This is a genomic window from Arthrobacter sp. YAF17 (assembly GCF_052113365.1).
Lineage (GTDB): Bacteria > Actinomycetota > Actinomycetes > Actinomycetales > Micrococcaceae > Arthrobacter.
The window spans coordinates 40,453-64,201 of record NZ_JBFRDB010000007.1 but is presented as its reverse complement, the minus strand read 5'-3'; the positions used below and the strand labels follow the sequence as shown (position 1 = coordinate 64,201).

Sequence of the window (23,749 nt, the reverse complement as noted above, 5' to 3'; positions counted from 1 at the left end):
TTAGGTTGCCTAACTGTTAGGCTACCTAACTATGACCGCCAGTGAACCGGCTGACCCCGGCCTCCTCGCCCTCGCCCAGGACTTCCGCGAGGCCCTCCGCCACAGCATCTACCTCGTCCGCCGTCTCGACGCCGACGGCGAACTCAGCGCCGCCCAGCTCAGCATGCTCAAGATGCTGCTGGACGCCGCCCCCGGCCCAGGTGGCAGTGCTTCCTCCGCCGGCGGAGTGCGGGTGGGCGAAATCGCCCGGAACCTCGGCGTCAAAGTGCCCAGCGCCACCGAGCAGATCATCAAGCTCGAGCGTGCCGGCCTCGCCCGCCGGGAACCCGACCCCGACGACTCCCGCGCCGTCCGTGTGACCCTTACGGAAGCCGGCCTCGCCGCCGTCGCCTCCGCCAACGAGAGCCGCAACGCCGTCATGGCCGGCATCCTCTCGTCCCTCTCGGACGATGACCGCGCCGCCCTGGCCGCCGCCCTTCCGGTCATCGGCCGGATAAACGCGACGCTCCAGGCCTAATATCCAACCGAAGTTTCCATCATTTAGGAGTTCCGCCCATGGACGGCCACCCCGCCGACACCCTGCCGGCAGCCGAAGTCACGCTCGAGGCCGAGAAGACCTCGCTACTCAAACAGCCCAAGGCGGTGTGGGCGACGGCCCTCGCGGCGGTGTTCGCCTTTATGGGCATCGGGCTGGTGGACCCCATCCTGCCGGCGATCGCCAAGAACCTGGATGCCTCCCCGAGCCAGGTGTCACTGCTCTTTACGAGCTATTTCCTGGTGACCGCGGTCGCCATGCTGATCACCGGCTACGTCTCATCCCGGATCGGCGGGAAGCGGACGCTGTTGATCGGACTGGCAGTGATCGTTGTGTTCGCCTCGCTGTCCGGCACCTCAGGCAGTGTTGCTGAGCTGATCGGCTTCCGGGCCGGCTGGGGGCTGGGCAACGCCTTGTTCGTGGCCACGGCGCTGGCGGTGATTGTCGGCGTCGCGAGCGGCGGGGCCGGCACGGCGATCATCCTGTACGAGGCCGCCCTCGGCCTGGGGATTTCCCTCGGCCCGCTGCTGGGCGCCCTGCTGGGCGGCTGGCAGTGGCGTGCCCCGTTCTTCGGCACGGCCGTGCTGATGGCCGCTGCGTTCATCGCCCTCATTGCCCTGCTGCCCAAGACCCCGCTGCCCGAACGCAAAGTCCGGCTCCGTGATCCGCTGCTGGCCCTCGGGCACAGGGGGCTGCGGACGACGGCGGCCAGCGGCCTGTTCTACAACTACGGCTTCTTCACCGTCCTCGCCTTCACGCCCTTCATCCTGGGCATGGACGCCTACGGGATCGGCGGGGTGTTCTTCGGCTGGGGCGTCGCGGTCGCTGTCTTCTCGGTGTTCGCCGCCCCTGTGCTGCAGAACCGCATCGGAGCGGTCCGGGTCCTGACCGGCACCCTGGTCCTCCTGATGCTGGATTTGGTGGGGCTGGGCCTGGCCGCCGGGCACTCGGTTCCCGCCGTCGTCGTCCTCGTGGTCATTTCCGGGGCGCTGCTGGGCGTCAACAACACCATCTACACAGAGCTGGCCATGGGTGTTTCCGATTCGCCGCGGCCGGTGGCCTCCGCCGGCTACAACTTCGTGCGCTGGATGGGCGGCGCCTTGGCACCCTTTGCCGCCGCGCAGCTGGGCGAGCACTTCGGCCCGCAGGTGCCCTTCTTCGCCGGCGCCGTGGCCATGGTGGCCGCGATTGCTGTGGTCTTTGGCGGGAGGCGCTACCTCACGGCGCACGAGCCGCACGTGCTTTAGCAAGCCTGGCTTCATGCAGAAGCCGCAGCCATGACGAAGAACGCCCATGCTTCCAGGGAAGCATGGGCGTTCGTGTCGTGTCGCCGGGTGCAGGGCGACCTTACGCGGTCCGGCTCAGGCCTTCGCGGACTCCTTCGAGGAGTCTTTCGCCGAACCCTTCGCCGAACCCTTGGGCACAAACAGGGTCTCGGCCTGTTCCAGGGACATTCCGTTGGTCTCCGGCACCTTGAACTTCACGAAGAAGAACGACGCCGCCGCGAACATCGCGTACATGGCATACGTCAGGGGCAGCGAGGCCGCCGCCATGACCGGGAAGCTGAGGGTGATGGCGAAGTTGGCGATCCACTGCGCGGCTGCGGCGAGGCCCAGGGCGCGGGCGCGGATCCGGGACGGGAAGATCTCGCCCAGCAGCACCCAGACCAGCGGGCCCCAGGAGGCGCCGAAGCTGATGACAAAGACGTTGGCGGCCACCAGCGCCACCGGGCCCCACGCGCCGGGCAGCGAAATCGCGTCGCCGGTCCCGGTGGCGGATCCGAAGGCCACGGCCATGGTGCCGAGGGAGACGGCCATGCCGATGGAACCCGCGAGCATGATGGGCCGCCGGCCGATCCGGTCCACGAGGGCGATCGCCACGAGGGTCACCAGGATGTTCGTGACCGCAGTGGCCACGGAGATCGTCAGGGAGTCCTTCTCCTGGAAGCCGACAGCCTTCCACAGGGTGGTGGAGTAGTAGAAGATCACGTTGATGCCGACGAACTGCTGCAGCACCGACAGGATGATGCCGATCCACACCACGGGCTGCAGGCCGAAGGCCCTGCCGCGCAGGGAACCCTTCTGGCCCGCGACCTTGTCCTCCTCGATGGCCTTCTTGATGTCGCGCAGGTGGCGGTCCGTGTCCTCGTCCGGGGCGATGGACTGGAAGACCTTGAGGGCTTCCTCATCCTTGCCCTGGAACACCAGGAACCGCGGCGACTCGGGCAGCGTGTAGGCAATCCAGCCGTACACGACGGCGGGCACGGCGCCGGCGAGGAACATCCAGCGCCAGGCCTCGATGCCGAACCAGAGGACCTGGTCGGCGCCGCCGGCGAAGTTCGCGAACAGGGCGTCCGAAAGAAGCGCGGCAAAGATACCGGTGGTGATGGCGAGCTGCTGGAGCGACGCCAGGCGTCCGCGGACGTGGCGCGGGGAGATCTCGGAGATGTAGGCCGGGGCGATCACGGAGGCCAGGCCGATGCCCAGGCCTCCGACGAGACGCCAGAAGATGAGGTCCCACACGCTGAAGGCAAAGCCCGTCCCGATCGCGCTGACCAGGAACAGCAGCGCACCGATCTTCATGGCGGGGATGCGGCCGTAGCGGTCGGCGACCTTGCCGGCCAGATAGGCGCCCGCCGCGCAGCCGAGGAGGGCCACGGCCACAGCGAAGCCGGTCACGGCCTCGCTGAGCGCGAACTCGTCCTTGATGGCGTCGACGGCGCCGTTGACCACCGAAGAGTCGAAGCCGAAGAGGAAGCCGCCGACGGCGCCCGCCACGGCCAGCCAAATGACCCGCTTGGGGATCTTGGCTGCGGTCTGGTCTTGGGTGGTGGTCATCTGGCTCCCTCGGCATTTCGCGTTCCACGGCCTGCGCCGCAGCTACCCAGTCTTACACCAGAGCCGAAGCGACGCCTGTCACACGCCTCAAAAAGTGAGAGGAAACATACAGTTGCCCGGCGCGGCGCGCGGGCTCCGCCGTCGTCCGCTTCGAGGTGAGACGGGAACGTCACGCGGCGCACTCTTTAGGCCGCTCAACCCCGCACATTCCCTGGAATTCCGCGGATCCGCATCGGCAGGCACATCGAAAAGCTGCCTGCCGTGACGCCACGGGCCGCCGGGAGCAGACCTTACCGCTCGACCAGGATCCCGTCCGGATCGCACCACATCATCGCGCCGGGCCGGAGGACGACGCCGTCGATCTCCAGTTCGACGTCGGCCTCGCCGGCGCCGGTCTTGGCGCTCTTGCGCGGGTTGCTCCCCAGCGCCTTCACCCCGAGCGGCAGCCCGGCGATTGCCGTCCGGTCCCGGATGGCACCGTTAATGACGACGCCGGCCCAGCCGTTAGCCACGGCGCTCGCCGCGATCAGGTCCCCCATCAGTGCCGTGCGCAGCGATCCGCCGCCATCCACGACAAGGACCGCGCCGTCGCCGGGTGTGGCGAGGGTGGACTTCACCAGGGCGTTGTCCTCGAAGCAGCGGATGGTCCGCACCGGGCCGCTGAAGTGCGTGTGGCCGCCCAGCGACTGGAACTGCAGGGCCACGGATTCAAGCTCCTCGCCGCGTTCGTCGAAGAGGTCGGCGGTATTTACGGCGGATGCGGCCATCGGTTCTCCTGTGCGGTGGAAATAGGGGGGCGGATCGTGATCCCCACGATAGTCTGGCTCCACACTGATCTTCAGTCTGCGTCATCCGTTTCCGGGGGGGGAACCGAATTCCATGAGCCTGTCCGATACGCCCGGAGCAGCACCGGACCCTGCCCTTGCCGGTCTCGCCGCCGAAAGCACGACGGCGGTGGCGCTCGCCGAACCCGAACGGGCCGTCCGCCCGGTCTGGATTGCCGGCGTCGTCCTCGTCAACCTGGGCATCAACGCGGCATTCTTCGGCCCGATCCAGGTGCTCCTCGGCCAGCAGGCCGCAGCGTTCAGCGAAGGCGACAAGGAAGCGATCCTCGCCCTCGTGACGGGTGCCGGTGCGGCGGTGTCACTCGTGGCCAACCCCCTGTTCGGCGCTTTCAGCGACCGCACGACGTCCCGCCGGGGCCGCAGGGTCCCGTGGGTCCTCTTCGGGGCCGTCCTCGGCGCCGCGGCCCTGATTGCGCTGGCGGGTGCGCCGAACGTGGCCGTCATGACCCTGCTCTGGTGCCTCGTCCAGGCCGGCTGCAACGGGGCCTATGCCGCCATCACCGCCGCCATCCCGGACCGCGTTCCGGTGGCCCAGCGCGGCACGGTGGGTGGCCTGGCCGCCATGGGACAGACGGTCGGCATCCTTGCCGGCGCGGTGATCGCCGCGGCGGTGACAGGGAACTTCGCCGTCGGCTATCTGGTCTGCGCCGTGGCGCTGCTGGCCGGCGTCGTGCTGTATTTCTTCAGGAACGACGACGTCCCGCTCCCCGCGGGGGCGCGCCCGCCGTTCAGTCTGGCCGGCTTCGCCAGGGGCTTCTGGATTTCCCCGGTGCTCTACCCGGACTTCGCCTGGGCCTGGCTGACCCGGCTCCTGGTGAACATCGGCAACCACATGGTCACCCTCTACCTGCTGTTCTTCCTCAAGGACGCCGTCCACCTCGAAGAGACCCAAGGCATCGCGCCGGAGCTCGGCGTGCTGATCCTGACCGGGCTGTACGCGGTGATGGTGATCATCACCAGTGTGATCGGCGGCCGGCTGAGCGACCGGATGGGAAAGCGGAAGCCGCTCGTGATCATCTCCTCGGTGGTCATTGCGGTGGCCTCGTTGATCCTCGCATTCGCGCCGAACTGGACCGGCGCCCTGCTGGGCGCCTCGGTGCTGGGCATCGGTTTCGGCTGCTACCTCGCGGTGGACTTCGCCCTCATCACGCAGGTGCTCCCGGCGGCGCTGAACCGGGGCAAGGACCTGGGCGTCCTCAACATCGCCAATTCCCTGCCCCAGGTGCTCGCCCCGCTCATCGCCTTCCCCTTCGTGACGATGTGGGGCGGCTACGTTTCGCTGTATGTGGCGGCCGCGGTGATCGGGCTGCTGGGGGCCGTGTTCGTGGTCAAAATCAAGGGCGTTGAATAGGCCCGAACCTGCGGCCGGGGAGGCCCCGTCCGGGTACTTCCAGCGCTGCCAGTGACTGGATCGGCGCCCGAGAGCGTGGCGTATAGTTGACGGCAATTGCCGCGGCAGCGCTGTGGGGGATCCCTCACGTCTGCCGAGAAAACCGACCCCGGAACGCTGCTGATGCCTGAATTCCACTCAGAACTTCCTCCGATGGCCCCGCCGCCCACCCTGCCCCGGCAACGGCTCCGCTACACCAGGATCCTCGACGTCGCCGCCGGGTTCGCCCGCAAGGGCCTGGACTCCGTGGTCCTCTCCGAAGTCGCCGCCAAGGCCGACGTTCCCCTGGGCACCCTGTACCGCTACTTTCCCTCCGCCACCCAGCTGGTGCTGGCGCTCTACCGCAAGCAGCTCACTGAACTGCACGCAGCCAACTCCCCGGCCGCTCCAGCCGCGGGCACGTCCGCCGCGCCGGCGAAGAGGCCCGCGGGACGCTCAGCGAAACCGGCAGCGGGGAACGCCGCGGGCGACGTTCCGGCCCAGGCGACCGTCGGCGTCGTGATGGAAATCTTCCACATGCGCCTTATGCAGCCGGCGGTGGAGCAGTGCCTGAACAAGGCCGTCTACACCAAGGACACAGACACGACGAAGCTGCTCCGCGAGATCGACTCCACGGCCGAGAAGGCCGTCACTGCCGTGAGCGGCGACGCCGCCGTCTCCCGGGTCCTGCTGCTGACCGTCACTGGACTGGTCCAGTCCGTCCGCTGCCGCCGTCTTTCGCTCTTCGAAGCCGAGGAAGGCCTCAAAAAGGCCTGCGCGCTGCTGACATCCAGCCGTCCCGCCGCGTAACCGGTCTAGACCAATCTGATTTTATACTCGGCAGTAACGGCACTTTTCGGTGATCCGGCTCACCAAAAAGCCCGGATAAACGTTTCACCAGCGGCGGGAGTGTGTCGTGTGACACTTCGAGCCCGGGACGTTTTGTTTACCATTGCAGAACCGGAGCGGCCCAGCCGTCAGCAGTACCGGAGCTTCACCGCAGACCCACCAACCTCGGGTCCCTGCCGACGTTCCCCCAGACCATCTTGAGCACGCCTGTGCTTGAGCTTCCATGAGCCGTACGCCCACGGTGAGCCCCAGGAGACAACGACGTGTCCACTGAAACGATCATCCCCACCGACGCCACTTCCGCCGCAGAGCCCGTAGCGGTGCTCAGCGACGAGGAAATTTTCGCCGCCCACCAGGGCGGCAAGCTTTCCATCGCCAGCACCGTCCCGCTCGCCAGCAAGCGCGACCTTTCCATCGCCTACACGCCGGGTGTTGCCCAGGTCAGCCGCGCGATTGCCGCCAACCCGGAACTCGCCAAGACCCTCACCTGGGCCCAGCGACTGGTCGTTGTGGTCAGCGACGGCACCGCTGTCCTTGGCCTGGGTGACATTGGCGCCAGCGCCTCACTGCCCGTGATGGAGGGCAAGTCGGCCCTGTTCAAGGCCTTTGGCGAACTCGACTCCATCCCGCTGGTGCTCAACACCACCGACGTCGACGAGATTGTGGAGACCCTCGTCCGGCTGCGCCCGAGCTTCGGCGCCGTCAACCTCGAGGACGTCTCGGCGCCACGCTGCTTCGAACTCGAGGACAAGCTCATCGAGGCCCTCGACTGCCCCGTCATGCACGATGACCAGCACGGCACCGCCGTCGTGGTCCTCGCCGCCCTGACCGGCGCCGCGAAGGTGACCGGCCGTGACATCGAGACCCTGCGCGTGGTGGTCTCGGGCGCCGGCGCCGCCGGGATCGCCGTCGCGCAGATGCTGCTCGCCGCCGGGATCACAGACGTTGTGCTGCTGGACTCCCGCGGCGTTCTCAACACGGAGCGTGCGGACATCGCCGCCGACCCCGCCAGCAAGAAGGCCCAGCTGGCCGCGGAAGGCAACCCGCGCGGCGTCTCCGGCGGCCCCGCCGAGGCCCTGCTGGATGCGGACGTGTTCATCGGCGTGTCCTCGTCCAAGCTGGCGGAGGAGCACCTCAAGCTCATGAGCCAGGACTCGATCGTGTTCGCGCTGTCCAATCCGGACCCGGAGGTCCTGCCGGAGGTTGCACGCCAGTACGCTGCCGTTGTGGCCACGGGCCGCAGCGACTTCCCGAACCAGATCAACAACGTCCTCGCGTTCCCCGGGATCTTCCGCGGAGCCCTCGACGCCGGCGCCCGCCGGATCACGCCGGCCATGAAGCTGGCTGCTGCCCGCGCCATCGCCGAGCTGGCCGACGAGGACCTGTCCGCCGACTACATCGTCCCCAGCCCGCTGGACCCGCGGGTGGCACCGGCAGTTTCCGCCGCCGTCGCCGCGGCGGTCGAAGCCGAGTAACCACGCCTGAACAGACGACGACGGCGCCGCTTCCTTGGGGGAACGGCGCCGTCGTCGCATTCCGGCTTCCGGCTTCCGGCGCCCGTCGGGGCGCCGTCCCGTACCGCCCGGGAACCTTAGACTGGGGCGATGAACCCCGAGACTGTTGTGACGATCCTGTGCGGCCTCGCCATCCTGGTGGGCGTGGCCGGCACCGTCATCCCCGTACTGCCCGGCAGCATCCTGATCGGGCTGAGCCTGCTGTCGTGGGCCATCTGGGGAGGCGCCGGGACCACCGGCTGGGTGGTGTTCGCGATCGGCATGGTCTTCGTCCTGGCCGGAATGGCCGCCAGTGCGGTGCTGACCGGCCGGAAACTGAAACAGCACAACATTCCCAGCCGTTCCGTGGTGGCCGGGCTGGTCTTCGGCGTTGTGGGGATGTTTATCATCCCGGTGGTGGGTCTGTTCGTCGGTTTCGCCGCCGGCCTGCTGCTGAGTGAACTGCACCGCACCAGGGCTTTCGGCACCGCGGTGGCCTCCAGCGGGGCCGCGCTGAAAGCCACCGGCCTGGGCATGATCGTCGAGTTCGGACTCGCGTGCCTCGCCGGCAGCACGTGGGTGATCGGCGTGTGGATTTCGGCCGCGGCCTAGTCTGCCCGCGGCCCGGCCACGCCCATTAGCATGGATGCATGAGCTCCGAACCGGGAGAATCCGCTCCGCGCCCGGCCTTGTACCGCGACCCCCGCGACCTTACGCCTTTCCGCGCTCCGGTCATCCGGACGCCCGTCCGCGGATTGGCCGAGGGCGTGACCGGTGTCCTGGCGGGGCGGATCCGCGGCACCCTGCCCGTGGAGGGCGGCACGCCCCGGCTCGGCAAGGTGGGCGGCAGGTCGCCGTCCAAGTCGGCCAAGGCCGTGCACGCTGCCATCTTCGGCAGCTCCGACCCGGACCGGCTGATCGCCCTGGCGCACGCGCAGCCCGGGTGGGCCGGGCTGTGCTACCTGACGGCCGGGTTGCTGAGTTATGTCCAAGGCGGCCACCTGCGTGCCTCCGAACTGCTCCAGCGGGGCCTGCTCACCAGGAACGACGACGAGGCTAACCGGTACGCTTTCACCTACCTGACCCGTATCGTCACCCGGGTGACGGTCGCCGAACGGGTGGAGGTTCCGGTCCTGTTCAGTGAGGAGGCGGTGTTCCTGGCGTGGTCCCACGCGCTGCGTGAGACCGGGCAGCGGGAGGCCGCCCTCGCTGCACTGACCGGGCTGCCGCCGTCGTTGCCCCTGGCCCTGGCGCGCTGCTCGCTGGCCGCTTCGCTGGGGCGGGATGCGGACGTGGTGGAGGACACCGAAGGTCTGCTCAACGGGGATGACCTCTCCGCCGCGCTGCTCCTGGTCCGGGCACGCTCGTTGCGAAGGCTTGGTGCCAATGCGGCCGCCCGTGCCGCCCTGCAGGAGGTCCTCCGCCGCCGGAAGACCGACTTTACGCTCCGCGGTGACGCCCTGACGGACCGGGCCCTCCTGCTGCTGGACGATGGGCGGAGGGCGCTGAACCGGCGGGACTGGCAGCACCGCCCGCCGGCCGATCTGGAGACGGTCAAGGCCATCCGGAAGGACGCCGAACTGCATGAGCTCTGGGACCGCGAATACGGCCGGGACGACGGCGGGTGAATCCCTGGCGAACACGTTTCGTTCCGCGTCCATGACCCTTGCGGGCGCGCGGAAACAGGGAGTAGAAACGAGGGATGAGAGATGCGTCAGCGCGCTGGGTGCAGCACTACATCGCCGCCTGGACGTCGAACGATCCCGAGGACATCAGGGCTCTCTTCACAGAAGACGCGGTGTATGCCACGAGACCAGGTGATCCCGAGCCGTGGACCGGGCGGGAGCAGATCGTGGAGCACTGGATTGCCGCGGGTGATGCGCCGGGGAACTGGACCTTCGAGTGGAGCCTGCTGGGGGTCGACGGCGGGAGGGCCTTCGTGCAGGGCCGCACCGACTACCGCGGGGACAGCCGCAGCTACGATAACCTCTGGATCATCCAGCTCACGGGGGACGGGCGCGCCACGGCATTCACCGAGTGGTACATGCCGCGCAAGTGACGGGCTGGGTGCTGGCCGGGCAGTGCTGGCCTCAGCCGCGGGACAGGGTGTGGCCCAGGAGCGGCAGCAGCTGCTCTGACAGCAGCACGGCGCCGAGCGCGACCATGATGACGCCACTGGCGAGCGTCACTTTCCGCGCCGCCCCCGGCCGGGAGTGCAGCAGTTTGCGGGCCAGCAGCGCAACGCAGGTGTAGACCACGGCAACCAGCAGAACAAACGTCAGGCCAAGGAGTCCGGACTGCACCGGGACCGGGAGGGACGCCTCCGGGCTGACAAACTGCGGCACTAAGGCCACGTAGAACAGCAGACCTTTCGGGTTGATGCCGCTGGTTCCCATGCCCTGCAGGAAGGTCCGGAACTGGTTCGCCGGCGCCCGCACCTCTGCGGTGCCGAAACTCGCGCCGCGCCAGGACCGGATCGTGGTGAGGCCGAGCCACAGAAGGTAGGTCGCGCCGGCCACCGTGAGCCACCCCAGCACGCCGGGAATCCCCGTCAGCAGGGCCGCCAGGCCCGCGACCAGGAGTACCGTGTGCAGCACATAGCCGCCGCAGAGCCCGGCGACCGCGGGAACGAAACTGCGCTGCTTCAGGCCTGCGGTGATGGAATACGCCCAGTCCACCCCTGGGGTGCACGCAAGGGCGCCGGCGACCACCAGAAAGGCGATAAATAGCTGGGGGTTCACGGCGGTCTCCTGACATTTTGGGTACAGGAAAAGCCTAGAAAATTTTGCGCCGGAAGTGTTCCCTGTTTTCGCGGAGAAATGCCCTCAACGGGTAAGATTATTGCGTGGTTGACCATTTGGACAGAAGTATTTTGCGCTACCTCAAAGAGGACGGCCGCATGACGGCCACGGCACTCGCCGCCAAGGTGGGATTGACCGTGGCGCCCTGCCACCGGCGGCTCCGCGACCTGGAGGCATCCGGCGTCATCCGCGGCTACCGGGCGGACATCGATCCGGCGGCCGTCGGGCTCGGGTTCGAGGCGATCGTCTTTGTCACGCTGCGCCAGGTGGACCGGGCCACGATGGAGATCTTCGAGAACCGTGTGGCGGACAATCCGAACATCGTGGAGGCGCAGCGGCTGTTCGGTTCCCCCGACTACCTGCTGAAGGTCATTGCCGAGGACCTGCCCGCCTACCAGCGGTTCTACGACAGCGAACTGACCTCGCTGCCCGGCGTCGAGCGGCTCACGTCGACACTGGTGATGAAGAACCTGAAGACCAATATCGGCCCGCCCGTCTAGTCAGGTGCCCGGCGGGGCTTCAGGAACCCAGGAGCCCCGTGGTCCGGTAGGGGATGACCTCGCGCAGGAACATGCTGGTGGACGTCCGCACGATTCCCGGGCAGAGCCGGATTTCCTCCGAGACGCGGTACAGATCGTCCGGGCTCTTCGCCACGACGCGGATCAGCAGGTCCGTCTCGCCGGCGGGAGCATGGCATTCGAGGACCTCCGGGATGTTGCGCAGCGCGGCAATCGCCTCGTTCAGGTGGCTCTGATCCAGCTCGGCGCTGACCGACGCCGCCACGCCCCGGCCCAGCGCCGACGGCAGCACCCGGCTGCTGTTGGCACGCAGGGCGCCCGACGCCGTCATCCGCTCCAGGCGCGACTGCACGGTGCCGCGCGCCAGGCCGAGTTTCTGGGCCAGCACCATGATCGGCAGCCGGGGATCTTCGTCGAGGGCGAGGAGGATTCGCCGGTCCGTCGGGTCGAGTTCCTGCAATGTGACTACTCTCTGTACGTCGCTGCGGCCAGACTTGATCAGATTGACCAGTACAACCCAAGTCCGTTGCGCCTACTGTATGGCTTCTGTTCAAATAGTGACAACAAAGGGACAGGCCACCGCCGGATCCCGAACAGGCTACAAGCACCCCGGCACACCACCCGGACCTTGGATGAGGCTTCCCGCAAGGAGCCCGCCCGCTGATTGACTCTTGTTCACACCATCGTCATTCCGCACACCGCATTCGCAGTTCCACCAATTCGCATTTCTCCCAATTCGCAGTGCCATGGCCCGGAGCAACGCCCCGGGCCCGGCACGGCAAGAGCCCCTGAGCCACCGACGTCGGTTTTCCGAAGTCATCGGTAGCTGAGGGGCTCTTGTGTTGCTGCGCATAGGCTGGTGACATGACCTCTGCCGGCCGCTTCGCCCCCAGTCCCTCCGGCGAACTGCATGTCGGCAACCTCCGCACGGCGATCCTGGCGTGGCTCTTCGCCCGGTCCACCGGCCGGCGGTTCTTGATGCGCGTGGAGGACCTGGACCGGGCCCGGGCCGGCGCCGAGGCGGAGCAGCTCCGCGATCTCGCGGCCATCGGCGTGACGTGGGACGGGGGAGTGGTCCGCCAGACCGACCGCGGGCCCCTCTATGCGGAAGCGATTTCCCGGCTGTCAGCGGCAGGTCTCACGTACGAGTGCTTCTGCACCCGCCGCGAAATCCAGGAGGCACCCTCCGCGCCGCACGCCCCGCAGGGAGCCTACCCGGGCACATGCCGCGACCTCTCCGCGGCCGAACGGGAGGCGAAGCGTACCGTCCGGCCCGCGGCGGTCCGGCTCCGGTCGGCCGTCACGGAGGCGTCAGTGCAGGACGTGCTGCACGGCAGCTACACCGGTGTGGTGGATGACTTTGTGCTCCGCCGCAACGACGGCGTGACCGCCTACAACCTCGCCGTCGTGATCGATGACTCCGCCCAGGGCATCGACCAGGTGGTCCGCGGCGACGACCTGCTGCCGTCCACTCCCCGGCAGGCCTATCTCGCCTCGCTGCTGAATATGCCTGTTCCGGAATATGCGCATGTTCCGCTGGTATTGAACGCCGACGGCGCCCGGCTGGCCAAGCGCGACGGCGCCGTCACACTCGCCGACCTCGCCGCCGTCGGGCATTCCGCGATGGAGGTGAGGGACGCGCTGCTGGCATCCCTCGGTTTGCCCGGCGGGCCGCTGGAGCACGCCGTCGCCGTGTTTGACCCCGGCATGCTGCCTCGGGAGCCGTGGGCGTGGCCCGGGCTGGGCGGGCCGCACGCGTAGGCTGGAAGCATGTCAGAACCAGAGTTCATCGAAGCGCGCAGCACGCAGCCGAGTTTTACCGTCGAGACGGCGAAGGTCCTCGCCGAAGTGGCCCACAACCGGCAGAAGGACAAGCTTAAGCGGCCGTACCGGGAGCATGTGATTGCCGTCGGGGATGCCCTGGCGGACTTCGACGACGACATCCGGATTGCCGGTTACCTGCACGACATTGCCGAGGACACCCCGATGACCCGGCAGGCGCTCCTGGACATGGGCGTTTCCGAGCGCGCCGTGGACATAATCGAGCGCGTCACCAAGCGCCTGCAGGAGAACCCGGACGATTACCAGGCCGGCATCCGCCACATCGCCGAGGACCACGACGCCACCTTGGTGAAGATCGCCGACAACGCGCACAATTCCCTGCCCGAGCGGGTCAAGGCGCTGGCCGAGAAATGGCCGGACAAGCCGCCGGTCACCCGCTACAACGACGCCCGCCCGGTGCTCTACGCCGCCGTTCCGGTGGAGGAAATCCGGTTGATCCTGGCCCGGATCAACCCGTGGCTGCTGGCGGAACTCGACGATCGGCTCGACGAAGCGGACGACACCGACTACGAGAACCTCTCCTACGAAGACACCCCTAGCAACGCGGGGAATGACACTACGGCTGCCGACGAGCGGTAGACCCCGCCTCGAGCCTTTCCAGGGCGTGCTGGAGCCGCTCTGAGCCGCCTCTCTCATCAATGACGATGGAAACGCCCAGCGCCAACACAATCGCCAGCAGGCAGACCGCGACCGAGACCCCGGCTGCGGCCAGGCCAACTGAAGCGGCCAGTGCGGCGAGGACCCCGACGGCAACGGCGATGACAGTCCGGTCCAAACCAACCATCACGCTGTACAGCAAGGTCAGTGACCCCTTGAAAAGGGCCACGGGAACAGCGATCGTGGCGACGGCCGCGGCTGCGCTGATATGCGCCTCGTGGTCGATGTAGTAGGCCGCCACGTGCAGTCCGGCGCCCGTGGCGGCAATCGCCGCGAAGATCGGGATATGCCCGTAGCCGAAGCGGAACGACTGGTGCCGTCGCAGGTGGAGCGCGCGTCCGGCCGGCAGCAGGAAGTAGATCCACCACATGCCAAACGCCAGGGCTGTCCCGCCAAAACCGACCAGCGCCGCGTCCACGCTCCAGCCGTGGTTGCCCACGATGGCGCGCAGGGTTGCGATGGCCCCGATGAGGCATTCGCCCAGGGCGATGATGGCCAGGAGTCCGTACCGTTCGGCAATGTGGTGGGCATGCCACGGCGTTCTGGCCTTGCGCTCGGCAGCATACGGGGTGGCCATCTCCAACACGATCAGGGGCAGGATCATCACAAACGTGGTGAGAACGTCGGTCTCGACAACGAGTACCCCGATCCACCCGAGCTGCACCAGTGCGAGGTACTTGGCGTAGCGCAGGCAGGTGTCGCGGCGGGCGGGATCCTGCCGTGCCGCGCGGAGCCATTGGGTAACGAGCGCGAGCCGCATGACGACGTAGCCGCCAACAATCACGGCGTTGTCGACATGTTTTCCCTCCACCAGTGAATGGAACATGGGCTCAATACCCATGGTGAGTATCAGGACCCCGACGATCTGGATCATGGTGACCACGCGGAAGATCCAGTCGTCAGTGTCATAGGCGCTGGCGAACCACGTGAAGTTGATCCATGCCCAGATGACGGCGAACATCGCGAAGGAGAATCCCAGGAGCCCAGGGACGAAATGCGCTTCAGCGATTTCGTGCGCAAACTGGTTGCCCGCAACGCCGAACGCAATCACGAATGTCAGGTCGAAGAAGAGCTCAAGCGGTGTGGCGGCCCGGTGTTGCTCATGCGGATCGCGGCCGCCCATGCGTGCCATGGCATGGCGGAAGGGGTTGGAGGACATGAGTCACAGATTACCGTCCGGAGGGCCGGCTCCTATCAGGGGTTTCTCCCCTTTACACCCGGCCCAGGGCGTCGATGTCCTCGAGGAATTGCTGGTGGACCTCGTCGCTGACGGTCGTCCGGGTATCCGCGATCGCGTCGAGGTAGTCCTGCGTCGCGGGGCCCTTGCGGACCGCTTCGCGAATGGAGACGCTTCCGCTGGAAGCCAGCCCGCCGTCGTCGTACACCGCTTTCTCCAGGGCGCGCTGGGAAGCGCTCCGGGCCGCGAATTCGATGTCCGCGGGCGAGAATCCCTCGGTCCGGTCCACCAGCAGCTCCACGTCCACGTCGTCCACGACCGTGGCGGGTATAAACCGCTGCCACATGGCTTCGCGGGCCTGGCGGTCGGGCAGGCCGATGGGGATGACGTAGTCGAACCGGCCGTGGCGCAGGAACGCGGAGTCCAGCGCACGGATGAAGTTGGTGGCGCAGACCAGGAGGCGGCCGGGCTGTTCGCGGAACGCCGGGATGATTTTGAGCAGTTCATTGGTGACGCCCTGCAGGGGCGACGGCGGTTCGCCGGAGCGCTGGGAGGCGATCTCCTCCACCTCGTCGATAAAGACGACGGCGTGCTCCAGCTCGGCGATCTCCAGGAAAGTCTCGCGCAGCGCGCCCGCGAGGCCCTTGGGATCGGAGGCCAGTCGGGAGGGGAAGACCTCCACGAACGGCCACTCGAGGCGGGACGCGATCGCCTTGGCGAAGGTGGTCTTGCCGGTGCCGGGAGGACCGAAAAGGACGACGGCGCGCGGCGGCACCACACCGTACTCGTCGGCGAGGTCGGCCTCGGCCAAGGGCAGGACCAGGCGGCGCTCCAGGAGCTCCTTCTCGTTCCGCATGCCGGCGACGTTTTCCCAGAGGTCGCGGGCCAGGATCCGGCCGCCGAGCTGGCTGAGGGGCTCGAGCTCCTGGCGCTGCACAGGGATTCTCCGCTCGAAATAGCGCAGGTTCTTCTTGAGCACGAAGCCGCGGCCCAGGAACGCCTCCACCCGGGTCTCGGATTCCGGCATGAGCGCGGAAAGCTTGTTCAGGCCGTGCGGCGCCATCCGGTTCTCGACGGCGGCCAGCAGCGAGGTGCCGATCCCGCGGCCGCGGTATTCGGGGAGGGTGGCCAGGAAAACGATCCAGCCCTGGTCGTGGGCGGCACGTCCGACGGCCGCGCCCACCACCTGATCGCCTTGGACCGCAACGACGGCGTGGTCCTTCTCGCAGGAGGCCAACACCTCGGAAAGCGCGTAGACCGGCTCGACGTTGGTGGCCTTGAGGGTCTCCCAGAGGTGCAGGATGCCGTCAAGATCGGCGGAGTGGAAATCCCTGATTCGCCAGTTGGTCATGAGATGTCTCCCGGGTGGTTCGTCGCTGAGCCAGTGTGAGCCTGTCTGCTGAGCATATGCGAACCGTCACCGCGGGGAGTTGCGGGGACGTTGCGTTACGGGCGCGCCGGTGGACTGAAGCCCCGCCGAAGTGAGACGTCGCGCCCATGATGCTTCGGGACATCGGCGCGACGTCTCACCTCGCGGTGGACTGGCGGGCTACAGGGCGGCGAGCAGGTCCTTCATCTCCTGGATCTCGCCCGTCTGGGACGCTGCGATGTCTTTGCCCAGCTGGACGGCCTCGGCGTTCTTTCCGGAGCGGACCTCGGCGTTCGCCATCTCGACGGCGCCTTCGTGGTGCGCGATCATCTGGGTCAGGAAGAGCTTCGCGGCCTCGATGCCTTGGGCGGTGTCGAGCTTTGTGAGGTCGTCGCCGCTCATCATGCCCGTCATCGAGTGGCCGCCGGGAGCCTGGGTGGGCTCGCTCCAGTCCATGAGCCAGCCGGTCATTTTCTCGATCTCGGGTGCCTGGGCGGCCTTGATCTTCATTGCCAGCGCCGTGATCCTGGCATCGACGCCCTGTTTCTTCAGGATCAGATCGCTCATCTCCACAGCCTGGGCGTGGTGCGGAATCATGGCTTGGGCGAACATCGCGTCCGAGCCGTTGTGGTCCGCGGCGGCGGGTGCGGCACTCGAGCCCGTCGTGGCGTGGCCGGTGCTGTGGTCCATGCCAGGCATGCTGTTCCCGCCGGAACCGGAGCCGGTGGAGCAGCCGGCCAGCGCAATCATGGCGGCGAGGGCTGTGGCGGAAAGCGTGAGGGTTTTCTTCATGGCAAATCGTGTCCTTAGTGGGTCCGGCGGAGGAGCCGGGTGGCTGGCGCGCGGAAGCCAACGCTGGCAGTCCGGCGCGCTGGGGCTGGTGGTGCCGGCGTCTTCCGGCACATGCCCGGTCCTACGTGCGGCTGATGGACAGGTCGCGCGGCGTGGGTGTCCCGGGAAGATAGGCGTACCCTGCCGGACGGTCCGCCCGCGACGCGGTCCAGGTCCCGCTGTCAAGGAAGGTGCTGCCGGGCTGCGGAGCGCTCAAGGACGCGCCAGCCGGCGACGGCGTGCAGCCGGAGTGAACTGTCGGCTTCTCCGCGCAGCCGTCCTCGCAGACGCACGACGGCGGCACCTCGGTTCCGCCGATGGTCACCGAAGCGGGCGTCACCGAAACAGGCGGCACCGAAGGTTTGGCGTGTGCGGTGCCCGTGGCGTTGGGCACCCGAGTCGAAACGCGAACATTGGAGGTGTGGTTGCCGTGGGTTTCGTGCGCCGACGCGGTGTGCATCTGGCCATCGGAGTGCAAGCCGGTCGACAATGCCGTGCTGCCGGAAGAAGCCGCCTGGACATGCATTCCGTGGGAGCCGGCGAGGACATGCATGCCGAGCAGCCCGAGGACCACGGCGACGAGCCCGGCCAGCAGCAAGGCACCACGGAGCAAGGCGACGGGGCGGGCCGCGGTGGCAGCGGGCATCGCCGTTCTCCTTCCGTGCAGTCTGTGCAGTCGTGGCCCCGGGCAGTTTCACGAAGGCTTTAGGCTACCCGTTATCAACGCCTGCCGCCGGAATTGTGTTCCGTCGGTTGGGCGGGAAACAACTGCAGCGGTCCAAAGTGTGACATTATCTGCATATGAATGCAGATATGCAGGCAGAGGTCGACAGCCCGCACGTGGAACTGGCGGTGGAAGTCTTCTCGCTGCTGGCTGATGCCACCCGAGTCCGGCTGATCCTGGTGCTGGGGGACGGTGAGCTGCCGGTCAACGCGCTCGCCGAAAGAGTGGGGAAGCCCGCTGCCGCGGTGTCGCAGCATCTGGCCAAAATGCGGTTGGGCGGTATGGTCGCCACCCGGCAGGAGGGCACCAAGGTCTATTACCGGCTGAGGGACAGCCACGCCAACCAGCTCGTCATGGACGCCATCCACCAGGCGGAGCACGCGCTCGGCACGGCCCCACGGCACGGCGCATGAACCGGCCCGCGGAGTCCGTGGAACAGCACGATCACGGCGACGGCCAGGAACACGCCTACAACCATTACCACACGCACCCCCACAACAATTCGCATCCTCATGACCACGGTCCACACCCCCACAGCCACGGTCCGCAGGGACACCACCACCCGCACCCCCATGCCAAGGGGCTGAAAGGCTGGCTGCAGTCCGTCTTCGTCCCGCACTCGCACGACGCCGCGGATTCCATCGACGAAGCCCTCGAAGCCAGCACCCAGGGCATCCGGGCGGTCAAGCTCTCGCTGTTCGGGCTGGGTGCCACCGCACTGTTCCAGCTGGTGATTGTGCTGGTCAGCGGTTCCGTGGCGCTCCTGGCCGACACCGTGCACAACTTCTCGGACGCCTTGACGGCTGTGCCGCTCTGGATCGCGTTCCTGCTGGGCCGCCGCCGGGCCACCAGGACGTACACCTACGGCTACGGCCGGGCCGAGGACCTCGCGGGGCTGTTCATCGTGGCGATGATTGCACTCTCGGCGGTCGTGGCCGCCGTCGAATCCATCCGCCGCTTCTTCGAACCCCAGCCGGTGAACAATCTCGGCTGGGTGCTCACAGCCGGCCTGGTGGGCTTCGCTGGCAACGAACTCGTCGCGATTTATCGGATCCGGGTCGGCCGGCGGATCGGCTCCGCCGCCCTCGTGGCCGACGGGGTCCACGCCCGCACTGACGGCTTTACGTCACTCGCCGTCGTCGCCGGCGTCATTGGTATCTGGCTCGGATTCCCGCTGGCGGACCCAATCGTGGGCCTCCTGATTTCGGTCGCCATTGGCGTCCTGCTCTGGGGCACCGTGCGCGACGTCGGACGGCGGCTGATGGACGGCGTCGACCCGGAACTGACGCAGCGGGTCGAAGCCCTCATCGCGGAACACTCGCGGGCCGGCGGCACCGCTAGGCTGCGCTGGTCCGGCCACCGGCTGCACGTTGAAATCTCGGTACCGATCCCGACGGATGCGCACCTGGGTGAGCTCGCCTCGGTGGCGTCCAACCTCGAAAGCGGCATCCGGCGGGCCCTCCCGCACGTCGGCGCGGTGACGGTTGTGCCCGCCTTCGCCATGGCCGAGGCGCCGAGCACCGCCTAAATCCCGAGGGTCGCCAGGCTCTGCTGCAGCGTCTCGGCCGAGTGGTGCAGGGAGGCGAGCTCGCCGTCGTCCATGGGTGTATCCAGAACCGTGCGGACCCCGCCGTTCCCCACGATGCTCGGCAGTGACAGCGCCACCCCCGAGATCCCGTACTGGCCGTCCAGCACCGTGGAGACAGGCAGGACGGCGTTTTCCGAGCGCAGCAGCGCCTCCACGATCCGGGCTCCGGAGAGGCCGATGGCGTAATTCGTGGCGCCCTTGCCGGCGATCACCTTGTAGGCGGCCTGAGTGACCTCCCGGGCGGTATCGGCGAGGTACCCGGGTGTGAAGACACGTTCGCCGTCGACCGTCCACTGGCGGATCGGCACGGGGCCGATCGTGGCGCCGGACCAGATGGGGAACTCGGTGTCGCCGTGCTCGCCCACCATGCTGGCGTGGACGCTGGTGAGGGACACTCCGGCCTTGTGCGCCAGCAGCCAGCGCAGCCGGGACGTGTCCAGGACCGTGCCGGAGGAGAAGACACGTGCGGCGGGCAGCCCGGAGATCTTCTGCGCCGCGACGGTCAGCACGTCGCAGGGGTTGGTCACCAGCACGTAGACGGCGTCCGGGGCGTGCCTGAGCAGTTGCGGCATGAGCTGTTCGAGGATGCGGACGTTCGTGCCGGCCAGGTCCAGGCGCGTCTGGCCCGGCGCCTGCTTCGCCCCGGCCGTGATGACGACGACGTCGGCCCCTTCCGTCGCGGTGATGTCCCCGCCGCCGGTGACGGTCGCCGCTGCGGCGGAAAACTGGGTGCCGTGCGCGAGGTCGAGAACTTCGGCTTCGGCCTTGGCGGTGTTGACGTCAAAGAGGGCGACGCTGCCGGCGGAGCCGCGGATCAGGGCCGCGTAGGCCAGGGATGAGCCCACGCTGCCGGCGCCGACAATCGCCAGTTTGGAGCCTGGATTCTGGGCCATGGGCTTCTGTTTCCCGTCAGAGCGAGGTTGTCACAGARCCAGCCGCGACCGTGGCCGTCCGGACTCCGCTTCAAGCTCACCAAGGACCGGGGGGCTTGGGCAGGGCCGTTGGACCCTAAGCGGATCGCCCTAGAGCACACAGCGCGACGGCGGCGGGGCGGCCGCCGCCGTCGCGCTGTGTGTGCGGTGTCAGGTCAGAGGTGCTGGATCCCGGCCCGCTGCATGGCGTCCTGGTAGACCTCGACGTTCTTGGCCAGGAGCTCCTCCTGCTTGGCCGCCGAGACGGCGAACGCGCGGCCGCCAAGGGCGGTGGCCTTGTAGATCTTGACGCCGCGGTTCTTCAGGGAGGAGTGGTACGTCTTCTCAAACAGGGTCAGGAAGGCGTGGGCGTCGGCGCCGTGGGCGATGACTGCGGAGACGCGCCGGTTGATCTTCAGGAACTGGCGGAAGGGGCGCAGACCGTCGGTCTTCTCCTGGACGTTCAGCGCGGACGGGAGATCGGGGTCGCGGACCCAGGGGTAGGCGTTCCACGGCATGACGTAGCGGGGGTCAAGCTCGACGGCATCGTAGATGGAGGTGGCGCGGCGGGCGGCTTCGTCATCGTTGAAGTGGGAGACGAAGCCCGATTCGGTGCCCTTGCCCGGTGCGATGTGGAGGCTGACGATCCGGCATTCGTCCTCGTCATGGACGGGATCGATGTACGGGACGACCGACCCCGGCTTCTTTTCCATCAGTTCGTCGCAAAGCTGCGTTACGGCGGCGATGTTCGGTTCCTGCAGCAGGGTCTTCTTTTCGTCCCAGTCAATCGTCACGATTTCTCCCTCAGCGCTCGGCGTCCAGAATCAGGCGTCTTGTTCCACTCTACGCTTCTGGCCGGGACGGCGTTTTTCGGCGTCGGATTGCGGCGCCGTCGCGTGCCGGATAGCCTCTTGCGGTCGTCCGGCTTCTGTGGTTAGCTACTTGAGTAATGAACCAACAGGCCGAGTCTCTCCTGAGACTCCGTGAAAGGACGGTCGGCAGTGCTGGACGAAACGCGCCCGATCTTTCTCCAGATCGCCGAACTGATCGAGGGCGATATCGTGGCCGGCGCCCTCGCGGAAGAGGCACAGGCTCCGTCCACCAACGAATTTGCCGCGTTTTACCGGATCAATCCCGCCACCGCGGCCAAGGGGATCAACAAGCTCGTTGATGAGGGAATTCTTTACAAAAAGAGGGGGATTGGCATGTTTGTTGCCTCCGGAGCGCGGGCCCGGTTGCTGGAGCGGCGGCGGGAAGAGTTCTTCCAGGACTTCGTCCAGCCGCTCACCCGGGAGGCGCGCAAACTCGGCATCAGCGTGGATTCGCTGACCGACATGATCAATCGCAGCAATTCAGATCCCGTACTAACGGAAAGGAGCGCGGGACGGTGAATACGCCAACGCAGCCGCCGGTGATTGAACTGACGGACGTCACCAAACGCTACAAGGATACGAAGGCCGTGGACGGAGTGACCCTCCGCATCGACGGCGGCAAGATCTACGGCCTGCTGGGACGCAACGGCGCCGGCAAGACCACGCTGATGTCCATCCTCACCGCCCAGGACCCGGAGTCCTCCGGCGATGTCAGGGTCTTCGGCCAGCACCCCTACGAGAACGACGCCGTCCTCTCGCGGATGTGCTTCATCCGGGAATCCCAGAAGTACCCGGAAGACTTCACGCCCGCGCAGGCGTTCAAGGCGGCGGCGCTGTTCTTCCGGAACTGGGACCAGGACTTCGCCGACCGCCTGGCGGAGGAGTTCACCCTCCCGCTCAAGCGCCGCATCAAGAAACTCTCACGCGGCCAGCTGTCCGCCGTCGGCGTCATCATCGGACTCGCCGCCCGCGCCGAACTCACCTTCTTCGACGAGCCATATCTGGGGCTCGACGCCGTCGCCCGGCAGATCTTCTACGACCGCCTTGTCGAGGACTACTCCCGCCACCCGCGGACCATCGTCCTTTCCTCCCACCTCATCGACGAGGTCGCCAACCTGCTCGAACACGTTCTCCTGATCGACCACGGACGGATCATCCTGGACGACGACGCCGAAAACATCCGCGGTTCCGCCGCCACCGTCACCGGCGAGGGGACGAAGGTCGCCGAGTTCACCGCAGGGCGCAAGGTCCTGCACCGGGAACGGCTGGGATCCCTGGCCTCAGTGACGGTCGAAGCCCGGCTGGGCAGCGCTGACCGTGCCCGGGCCGCAGACCTCGGACTGGAACTCTCTCCGGTGTCACTGCAGCAGCTTGTGGTCCGGAAGACGATGGCCGCCCCGGCCGGGGGTGCCGGCGTCGAACCACGCACAGCAACGGATCCGTCGGAAATGGAGGTGGCGCCATGAACCGCGCCGTGAGTGTTGCCCGCATGCAGCTGATCAACAAGTGGACGTACCTGGGCATCCCGGCGCTGATCATCGCCGCGAGTTTTGCCCTGACCTATGCCATCTGGCTCATGATTCCGGACAATGTGGAAACCCGGTACTCAGGCGCTTCGCAGGCTGTGGTCTGGTACTTCCTGGCCCTGGGCATCCAGTCACTGACGTATACGTTCCCGTTCTCGCAGGCGATGAGCGTGAGCCGGCGGACCTTCTATGTCGGCACCACCGGGCTGTTCGCCGTCGTGGCCCTGGCCGTCAGCCTGCTGTACTTCGTGCTGGGCAGGGTGGAAGTGGCGACCAACGGCTGGGGCCTGAACGGGCAGCTGTACTTCCTGGGCTGGGCGGCTGACAGTCCGGCGGCCGTCCAGATCCTGTTCAATTTCCTTGTGATGCTGGCCCTCTACATGACCGGGTTCTGGTTTGCCACCGTGTACAAGAGGTGGCGGGCCACCGGGATGCTGGTGGTCTGGACCCTGATTGCGGTGGCGTTGGTCGGGCTGATCGGACTCGCCACCTGGCAGGGCTGGTGGCCGCAGGTTGGAACGTGGTTCGAGGTTCAGACGCCCCTGAGCGTGAGCGGCTGGACGGCGCTCTTCTGCGCAGTGCTCGGCGTGGGCTCCTACTTGACGCTGCGCCGGGCAACGCCCTAAACGCAACGATGCCGTGGAGGGCAGGGGTCCCGGAAGCTGCGGACCTCTGCCCTACCCATGTCCGCGGCCCGGGCGTACGCTTAAAGCGCCTGCAGGTAGCCATCTGATTACGCCGGGTCGTTCAGGACATGAAAATGTCCGAGCCATCTCATAGCGAGATCGCGAAGGTACCTGCAGGCCTTGTGTTTAACGCGGGGCGGCCTTGACGTGAACAGTGCCGCAGTCGCTGTCCTAACAGCCGCTGCACGTGGCTCCCGTTGCACCGCATCGAAACCACCGGAACCGCTGGCCCCGCCCCGCCGCCCCGGGCATGATGGAACCCATCCCCAGGTCCCCAACCCGGCGCGGCGGCCAACGCCCGCGGGCTGACCCCGAAGGC

The 23,749-nt window shown here is 67.3% G+C and carries 26 protein-coding genes; 16 read left to right on the top strand and 10 right to left on the bottom strand.

Annotated features, from left to right (window positions below; translation table 11 throughout):
* Positions 1–31 precede the first annotated feature (31 nt).
* Both AB4Y67_RS07785 and AB4Y67_RS07780 read left to right on the top strand, forming a co-directional pair.
* The gene (locus tag AB4Y67_RS07785; RefSeq protein ID WP_441405208.1) at positions 32–517 is read left to right on the top strand and encodes a MarR family winged helix-turn-helix transcriptional regulator; all 486 of its coding nucleotides are present in this window, start codon (positions 32–34) and stop codon (positions 515–517) included.
* A 38-nt stretch (positions 518–555) separates the two neighbouring features.
* The gene (locus AB4Y67_RS07780; RefSeq protein WP_441405207.1) at positions 556–1,782 is read left to right on the top strand and encodes an MFS transporter; all 1,227 of its coding nucleotides are present in this window, start codon (positions 556–558) and stop codon (positions 1,780–1,782) included.
* A gap of 114 nt (positions 1,783–1,896) precedes the next feature.
* Here the strand turns inward: AB4Y67_RS07780 and AB4Y67_RS07775 are convergent, their stop codons facing one another.
* Both AB4Y67_RS07775 and rraA read right to left on the bottom strand, forming a co-directional pair.
* A complete protein-coding gene (locus tag AB4Y67_RS07775; RefSeq protein WP_441405206.1) occupies positions 1,897–3,372 on the bottom strand; it encodes a sugar porter family MFS transporter in 1,476 nt (491 codons plus the stop codon).
* Positions 3,373–3,662: 290 nt separating this feature from the next.
* Positions 3,663–4,139, bottom strand: coding sequence for a ribonuclease E activity regulator RraA (rraA, locus tag AB4Y67_RS07770; RefSeq protein ID WP_441405205.1), 477 nt, complete (start codon positions 4,137–4,139; stop codon positions 3,663–3,665).
* A gap of 112 nt (positions 4,140–4,251) precedes the next feature.
* Between rraA and AB4Y67_RS07765 the strand changes: the two genes are divergently transcribed.
* The 6 genes from AB4Y67_RS07765 to AB4Y67_RS07740 all read left to right on the top strand — a co-directional run bounded on the left by AB4Y67_RS07765 (position 4,252) and on the right by AB4Y67_RS07740 (position 9,987).
* Positions 4,252–5,568: an MFS transporter gene (locus AB4Y67_RS07765; RefSeq protein ID WP_441405204.1), complete on the top strand. Its 1,317-nt coding sequence runs from the start codon at positions 4,252–4,254 to the stop codon at positions 5,566–5,568.
* A 192-nt stretch (positions 5,569–5,760) separates the two neighbouring features.
* Positions 5,761–6,396: a TetR/AcrR family transcriptional regulator gene (locus AB4Y67_RS07760; RefSeq protein ID WP_441405203.1), complete on the top strand. Its 636-nt coding sequence runs from the start codon at positions 5,761–5,763 to the stop codon at positions 6,394–6,396.
* A gap of 302 nt (positions 6,397–6,698) precedes the next feature.
* Positions 6,699–7,910: an NAD(P)-dependent malic enzyme gene (locus AB4Y67_RS07755; RefSeq protein ID WP_441405202.1), complete on the top strand. Its 1,212-nt coding sequence runs from the start codon at positions 6,699–6,701 to the stop codon at positions 7,908–7,910.
* Between the two features lie 129 nt (positions 7,911–8,039).
* The gene (locus tag AB4Y67_RS07750; RefSeq protein WP_441405201.1) at positions 8,040–8,540 is read left to right on the top strand and encodes a DUF456 domain-containing protein; all 501 of its coding nucleotides are present in this window, start codon (positions 8,040–8,042) and stop codon (positions 8,538–8,540) included.
* Positions 8,541–8,578: 38 nt separating this feature from the next.
* Positions 8,579–9,556 carry a hypothetical protein gene (locus AB4Y67_RS07745; protein WP_441405200.1) on the top strand — a complete coding sequence of 326 codons (978 nt, stop codon included), beginning with the start codon at positions 8,579–8,581 and terminating at the stop codon, positions 9,554–9,556.
* 74 nt (positions 9,557–9,630) lie between these two features.
* Positions 9,631–9,987, top strand: coding sequence for a nuclear transport factor 2 family protein (locus tag AB4Y67_RS07740; protein WP_441405199.1), 357 nt, complete (start codon positions 9,631–9,633; stop codon positions 9,985–9,987).
* Positions 9,988–10,018: 31 nt separating this feature from the next.
* On the opposite strand, the gene AB4Y67_RS07735 is transcribed toward AB4Y67_RS07740, so the two are convergent.
* Positions 10,019–10,669, bottom strand: coding sequence for a LysE family translocator (locus tag AB4Y67_RS07735; RefSeq protein WP_441405198.1), 651 nt, complete (start codon positions 10,667–10,669; stop codon positions 10,019–10,021).
* Positions 10,670–10,773: 104 nt separating this feature from the next.
* Between AB4Y67_RS07735 and AB4Y67_RS07730 the strand changes: the two genes are divergently transcribed.
* On the top strand, positions 10,774–11,229 hold the full coding sequence (locus tag AB4Y67_RS07730) for an Lrp/AsnC family transcriptional regulator (RefSeq protein WP_224047918.1): 456 nt from the start codon (positions 10,774–10,776) through the stop codon (positions 11,227–11,229).
* A 19-nt stretch (positions 11,230–11,248) separates the two neighbouring features.
* Here AB4Y67_RS07730 and AB4Y67_RS07725 read toward each other — a convergent pair whose 3' ends face one another.
* Complete coding sequence (locus tag AB4Y67_RS07725; protein WP_441405197.1) at positions 11,249–11,707, bottom strand: Lrp/AsnC family transcriptional regulator; 459 nt, start codon at positions 11,705–11,707, stop codon at positions 11,249–11,251.
* Between the two features lie 404 nt (positions 11,708–12,111).
* On the opposite strand from AB4Y67_RS07725, the gene gluQRS reads away from it, so the two are divergent.
* Positions 12,112–13,008 carry a tRNA glutamyl-Q(34) synthetase GluQRS gene (gluQRS, locus tag AB4Y67_RS07720; RefSeq protein WP_441405196.1) on the top strand — a complete coding sequence of 299 codons (897 nt, stop codon included), beginning with the start codon at positions 12,112–12,114 and terminating at the stop codon, positions 13,006–13,008.
* A gap of 9 nt (positions 13,009–13,017) precedes the next feature.
* The gene (locus tag AB4Y67_RS07715) at positions 13,018–13,668 is read left to right on the top strand and encodes an HD domain-containing protein (RefSeq protein WP_441405195.1); all 651 of its coding nucleotides are present in this window, start codon (positions 13,018–13,020) and stop codon (positions 13,666–13,668) included.
* Here the strand turns inward: AB4Y67_RS07715 and AB4Y67_RS07710 are convergent.
* From AB4Y67_RS07710 to AB4Y67_RS07695, 4 genes are all read right to left on the bottom strand, one after another.
* Positions 13,646–14,905 carry a low temperature requirement protein A gene (locus AB4Y67_RS07710; RefSeq protein WP_441405194.1) on the bottom strand — a complete coding sequence of 420 codons (1,260 nt, stop codon included), beginning with the start codon at positions 14,903–14,905 and terminating at the stop codon, positions 13,646–13,648. The two genes, AB4Y67_RS07715 and AB4Y67_RS07710, sit on opposite strands and share 23 nt — an antisense overlap.
* A gap of 52 nt (positions 14,906–14,957) precedes the next feature.
* Entirely contained in the window at positions 14,958–16,274 is a 1,317-nt protein-coding gene (locus tag AB4Y67_RS07705; RefSeq protein WP_441405193.1) for an ATP-binding protein, read from the bottom strand.
* A 198-nt stretch (positions 16,275–16,472) separates the two neighbouring features.
* Positions 16,473–17,084: a DUF305 domain-containing protein gene (locus AB4Y67_RS07700; RefSeq protein ID WP_441405192.1), complete on the bottom strand. Its 612-nt coding sequence runs from the start codon at positions 17,082–17,084 to the stop codon at positions 16,473–16,475.
* Positions 17,085–17,205: 121 nt separating this feature from the next.
* Positions 17,206–17,769 (bottom strand): hypothetical protein, encoded by a 564-nt coding sequence (locus AB4Y67_RS07695; RefSeq protein WP_441405191.1) that lies wholly within the window; start codon positions 17,767–17,769, stop codon positions 17,206–17,208.
* A gap of 155 nt (positions 17,770–17,924) precedes the next feature.
* Here AB4Y67_RS07695 and AB4Y67_RS07690 point away from each other — a divergent pair, with 155 nt between their 5' ends.
* Both AB4Y67_RS07690 and AB4Y67_RS07685 read left to right on the top strand, forming a co-directional pair.
* Positions 17,925–18,260: an ArsR/SmtB family transcription factor gene (locus AB4Y67_RS07690; RefSeq protein ID WP_441405190.1), complete on the top strand. Its 336-nt coding sequence runs from the start codon at positions 17,925–17,927 to the stop codon at positions 18,258–18,260.
* Positions 18,257–19,375 carry a cation diffusion facilitator family transporter gene (locus AB4Y67_RS07685; RefSeq protein ID WP_441405189.1) on the top strand — a complete coding sequence of 373 codons (1,119 nt, stop codon included), beginning with the start codon at positions 18,257–18,259 and terminating at the stop codon, positions 19,373–19,375. Before AB4Y67_RS07690 ends, AB4Y67_RS07685 begins: the two co-directional genes overlap by 4 nt.
* Here the strand turns inward: AB4Y67_RS07685 and AB4Y67_RS07680 are convergent.
* Both AB4Y67_RS07680 and AB4Y67_RS07675 read right to left on the bottom strand, forming a co-directional pair.
* Positions 19,372–20,328 (bottom strand): L-lactate dehydrogenase, encoded by a 957-nt coding sequence (locus AB4Y67_RS07680; protein WP_441405188.1) that lies wholly within the window; start codon positions 20,326–20,328, stop codon positions 19,372–19,374. The two genes, AB4Y67_RS07685 and AB4Y67_RS07680, sit on opposite strands and share 4 nt — an antisense overlap.
* A 194-nt stretch (positions 20,329–20,522) precedes the next feature.
* Complete coding sequence (locus AB4Y67_RS07675) at positions 20,523–21,140, bottom strand: uracil-DNA glycosylase (RefSeq protein ID WP_441405187.1); 618 nt, start codon at positions 21,138–21,140, stop codon at positions 20,523–20,525.
* A gap of 207 nt (positions 21,141–21,347) precedes the next feature.
* Here AB4Y67_RS07675 and AB4Y67_RS07670 point away from each other — a divergent pair, with 207 nt between their 5' ends.
* Genes AB4Y67_RS07670 through AB4Y67_RS07660 form a run of 3 tightly spaced genes read left to right on the top strand, consistent with a single transcriptional unit; the run spans position 21,348 to position 23,370 of the window.
* Positions 21,348–21,737: a GntR family transcriptional regulator gene (locus AB4Y67_RS07670; RefSeq protein ID WP_441405186.1), complete on the top strand. Its 390-nt coding sequence runs from the start codon at positions 21,348–21,350 to the stop codon at positions 21,735–21,737.
* Entirely contained in the window at positions 21,734–22,684 is a 951-nt protein-coding gene (locus AB4Y67_RS07665; protein ID WP_441405185.1) for an ABC transporter ATP-binding protein, read from the top strand. The genes AB4Y67_RS07670 and AB4Y67_RS07665 overlap by 4 nt, the downstream gene beginning before the upstream one ends.
* The gene (locus AB4Y67_RS07660; protein WP_441405184.1) at positions 22,681–23,370 is read left to right on the top strand and encodes a hypothetical protein; all 690 of its coding nucleotides are present in this window, start codon (positions 22,681–22,683) and stop codon (positions 23,368–23,370) included. The genes AB4Y67_RS07665 and AB4Y67_RS07660 overlap by 4 nt, the downstream gene beginning before the upstream one ends.
* The last annotated feature ends 379 nt before the right edge of the window (positions 23,371–23,749 follow it).

Excerpts from the sequence above, each read along its gene's own strand:
- AB4Y67_RS07715 (WP_441405195.1), top strand. The coding sequence starts at position 13,018 with ATGTCAGAACCAGAGTTCATCGAAGCGCGCAGCACGCAGCCGAGTTTT.
- AB4Y67_RS07705 (WP_441405193.1), bottom strand. The coding sequence starts at position 16,274 with ATGACCAACTGGCGAATCAGGGATTTCCACTCCGCCGATCTTGACGGC.
- AB4Y67_RS07680 (WP_441405188.1), bottom strand. The coding sequence starts at position 20,328 with ATGGCCCAGAATCCAGGCTCCAAACTGGCGATTGTCGGCGCCGGCAGC.
- AB4Y67_RS07685 (WP_441405189.1), top strand. The coding sequence starts at position 18,257 with ATGAACCGGCCCGCGGAGTCCGTGGAACAGCACGATCACGGCGACGGC.
- AB4Y67_RS07750 (WP_441405201.1), top strand. The coding sequence starts at position 8,040 with ATGAACCCCGAGACTGTTGTGACGATCCTGTGCGGCCTCGCCATCCTG.
- AB4Y67_RS07760 (WP_441405203.1), top strand. The coding sequence starts at position 5,761 with ATGGCCCCGCCGCCCACCCTGCCCCGGCAACGGCTCCGCTACACCAGG.
- AB4Y67_RS07745 (WP_441405200.1), top strand. The coding sequence starts at position 8,579 with ATGAGCTCCGAACCGGGAGAATCCGCTCCGCGCCCGGCCTTGTACCGC.
- AB4Y67_RS07695 (WP_441405191.1), bottom strand. The coding sequence starts at position 17,769 with ATGCCCGCTGCCACCGCGGCCCGCCCCGTCGCCTTGCTCCGTGGTGCC.
- AB4Y67_RS07765 (WP_441405204.1), top strand. The coding sequence starts at position 4,252 with ATGAGCCTGTCCGATACGCCCGGAGCAGCACCGGACCCTGCCCTTGCC.
- AB4Y67_RS07785 (WP_441405208.1), top strand. The coding sequence starts at position 32 with ATGACCGCCAGTGAACCGGCTGACCCCGGCCTCCTCGCCCTCGCCCAG.
- gluQRS (WP_441405196.1), top strand. The coding sequence starts at position 12,112 with ATGACCTCTGCCGGCCGCTTCGCCCCCAGTCCCTCCGGCGAACTGCAT.
- AB4Y67_RS07660 (WP_441405184.1), top strand. The coding sequence starts at position 22,681 with ATGAACCGCGCCGTGAGTGTTGCCCGCATGCAGCTGATCAACAAGTGG.
- AB4Y67_RS07740 (WP_441405199.1), top strand. The coding sequence starts at position 9,631 with ATGAGAGATGCGTCAGCGCGCTGGGTGCAGCACTACATCGCCGCCTGG.
- rraA (WP_441405205.1), bottom strand. The coding sequence starts at position 4,139 with ATGGCCGCATCCGCCGTAAATACCGCCGACCTCTTCGACGAACGCGGC.
- AB4Y67_RS07690 (WP_441405190.1), top strand. The coding sequence starts at position 17,925 with ATGAATGCAGATATGCAGGCAGAGGTCGACAGCCCGCACGTGGAACTG.
- AB4Y67_RS07710 (WP_441405194.1), bottom strand. The coding sequence starts at position 14,905 with ATGTCCTCCAACCCCTTCCGCCATGCCATGGCACGCATGGGCGGCCGC.
- AB4Y67_RS07780 (WP_441405207.1), top strand. The coding sequence starts at position 556 with ATGGACGGCCACCCCGCCGACACCCTGCCGGCAGCCGAAGTCACGCTC.
- AB4Y67_RS07700 (WP_441405192.1), bottom strand. The coding sequence starts at position 17,084 with ATGAAGAAAACCCTCACGCTTTCCGCCACAGCCCTCGCCGCCATGATT.
- AB4Y67_RS07775 (WP_441405206.1), bottom strand. The coding sequence starts at position 3,372 with ATGACCACCACCCAAGACCAGACCGCAGCCAAGATCCCCAAGCGGGTC.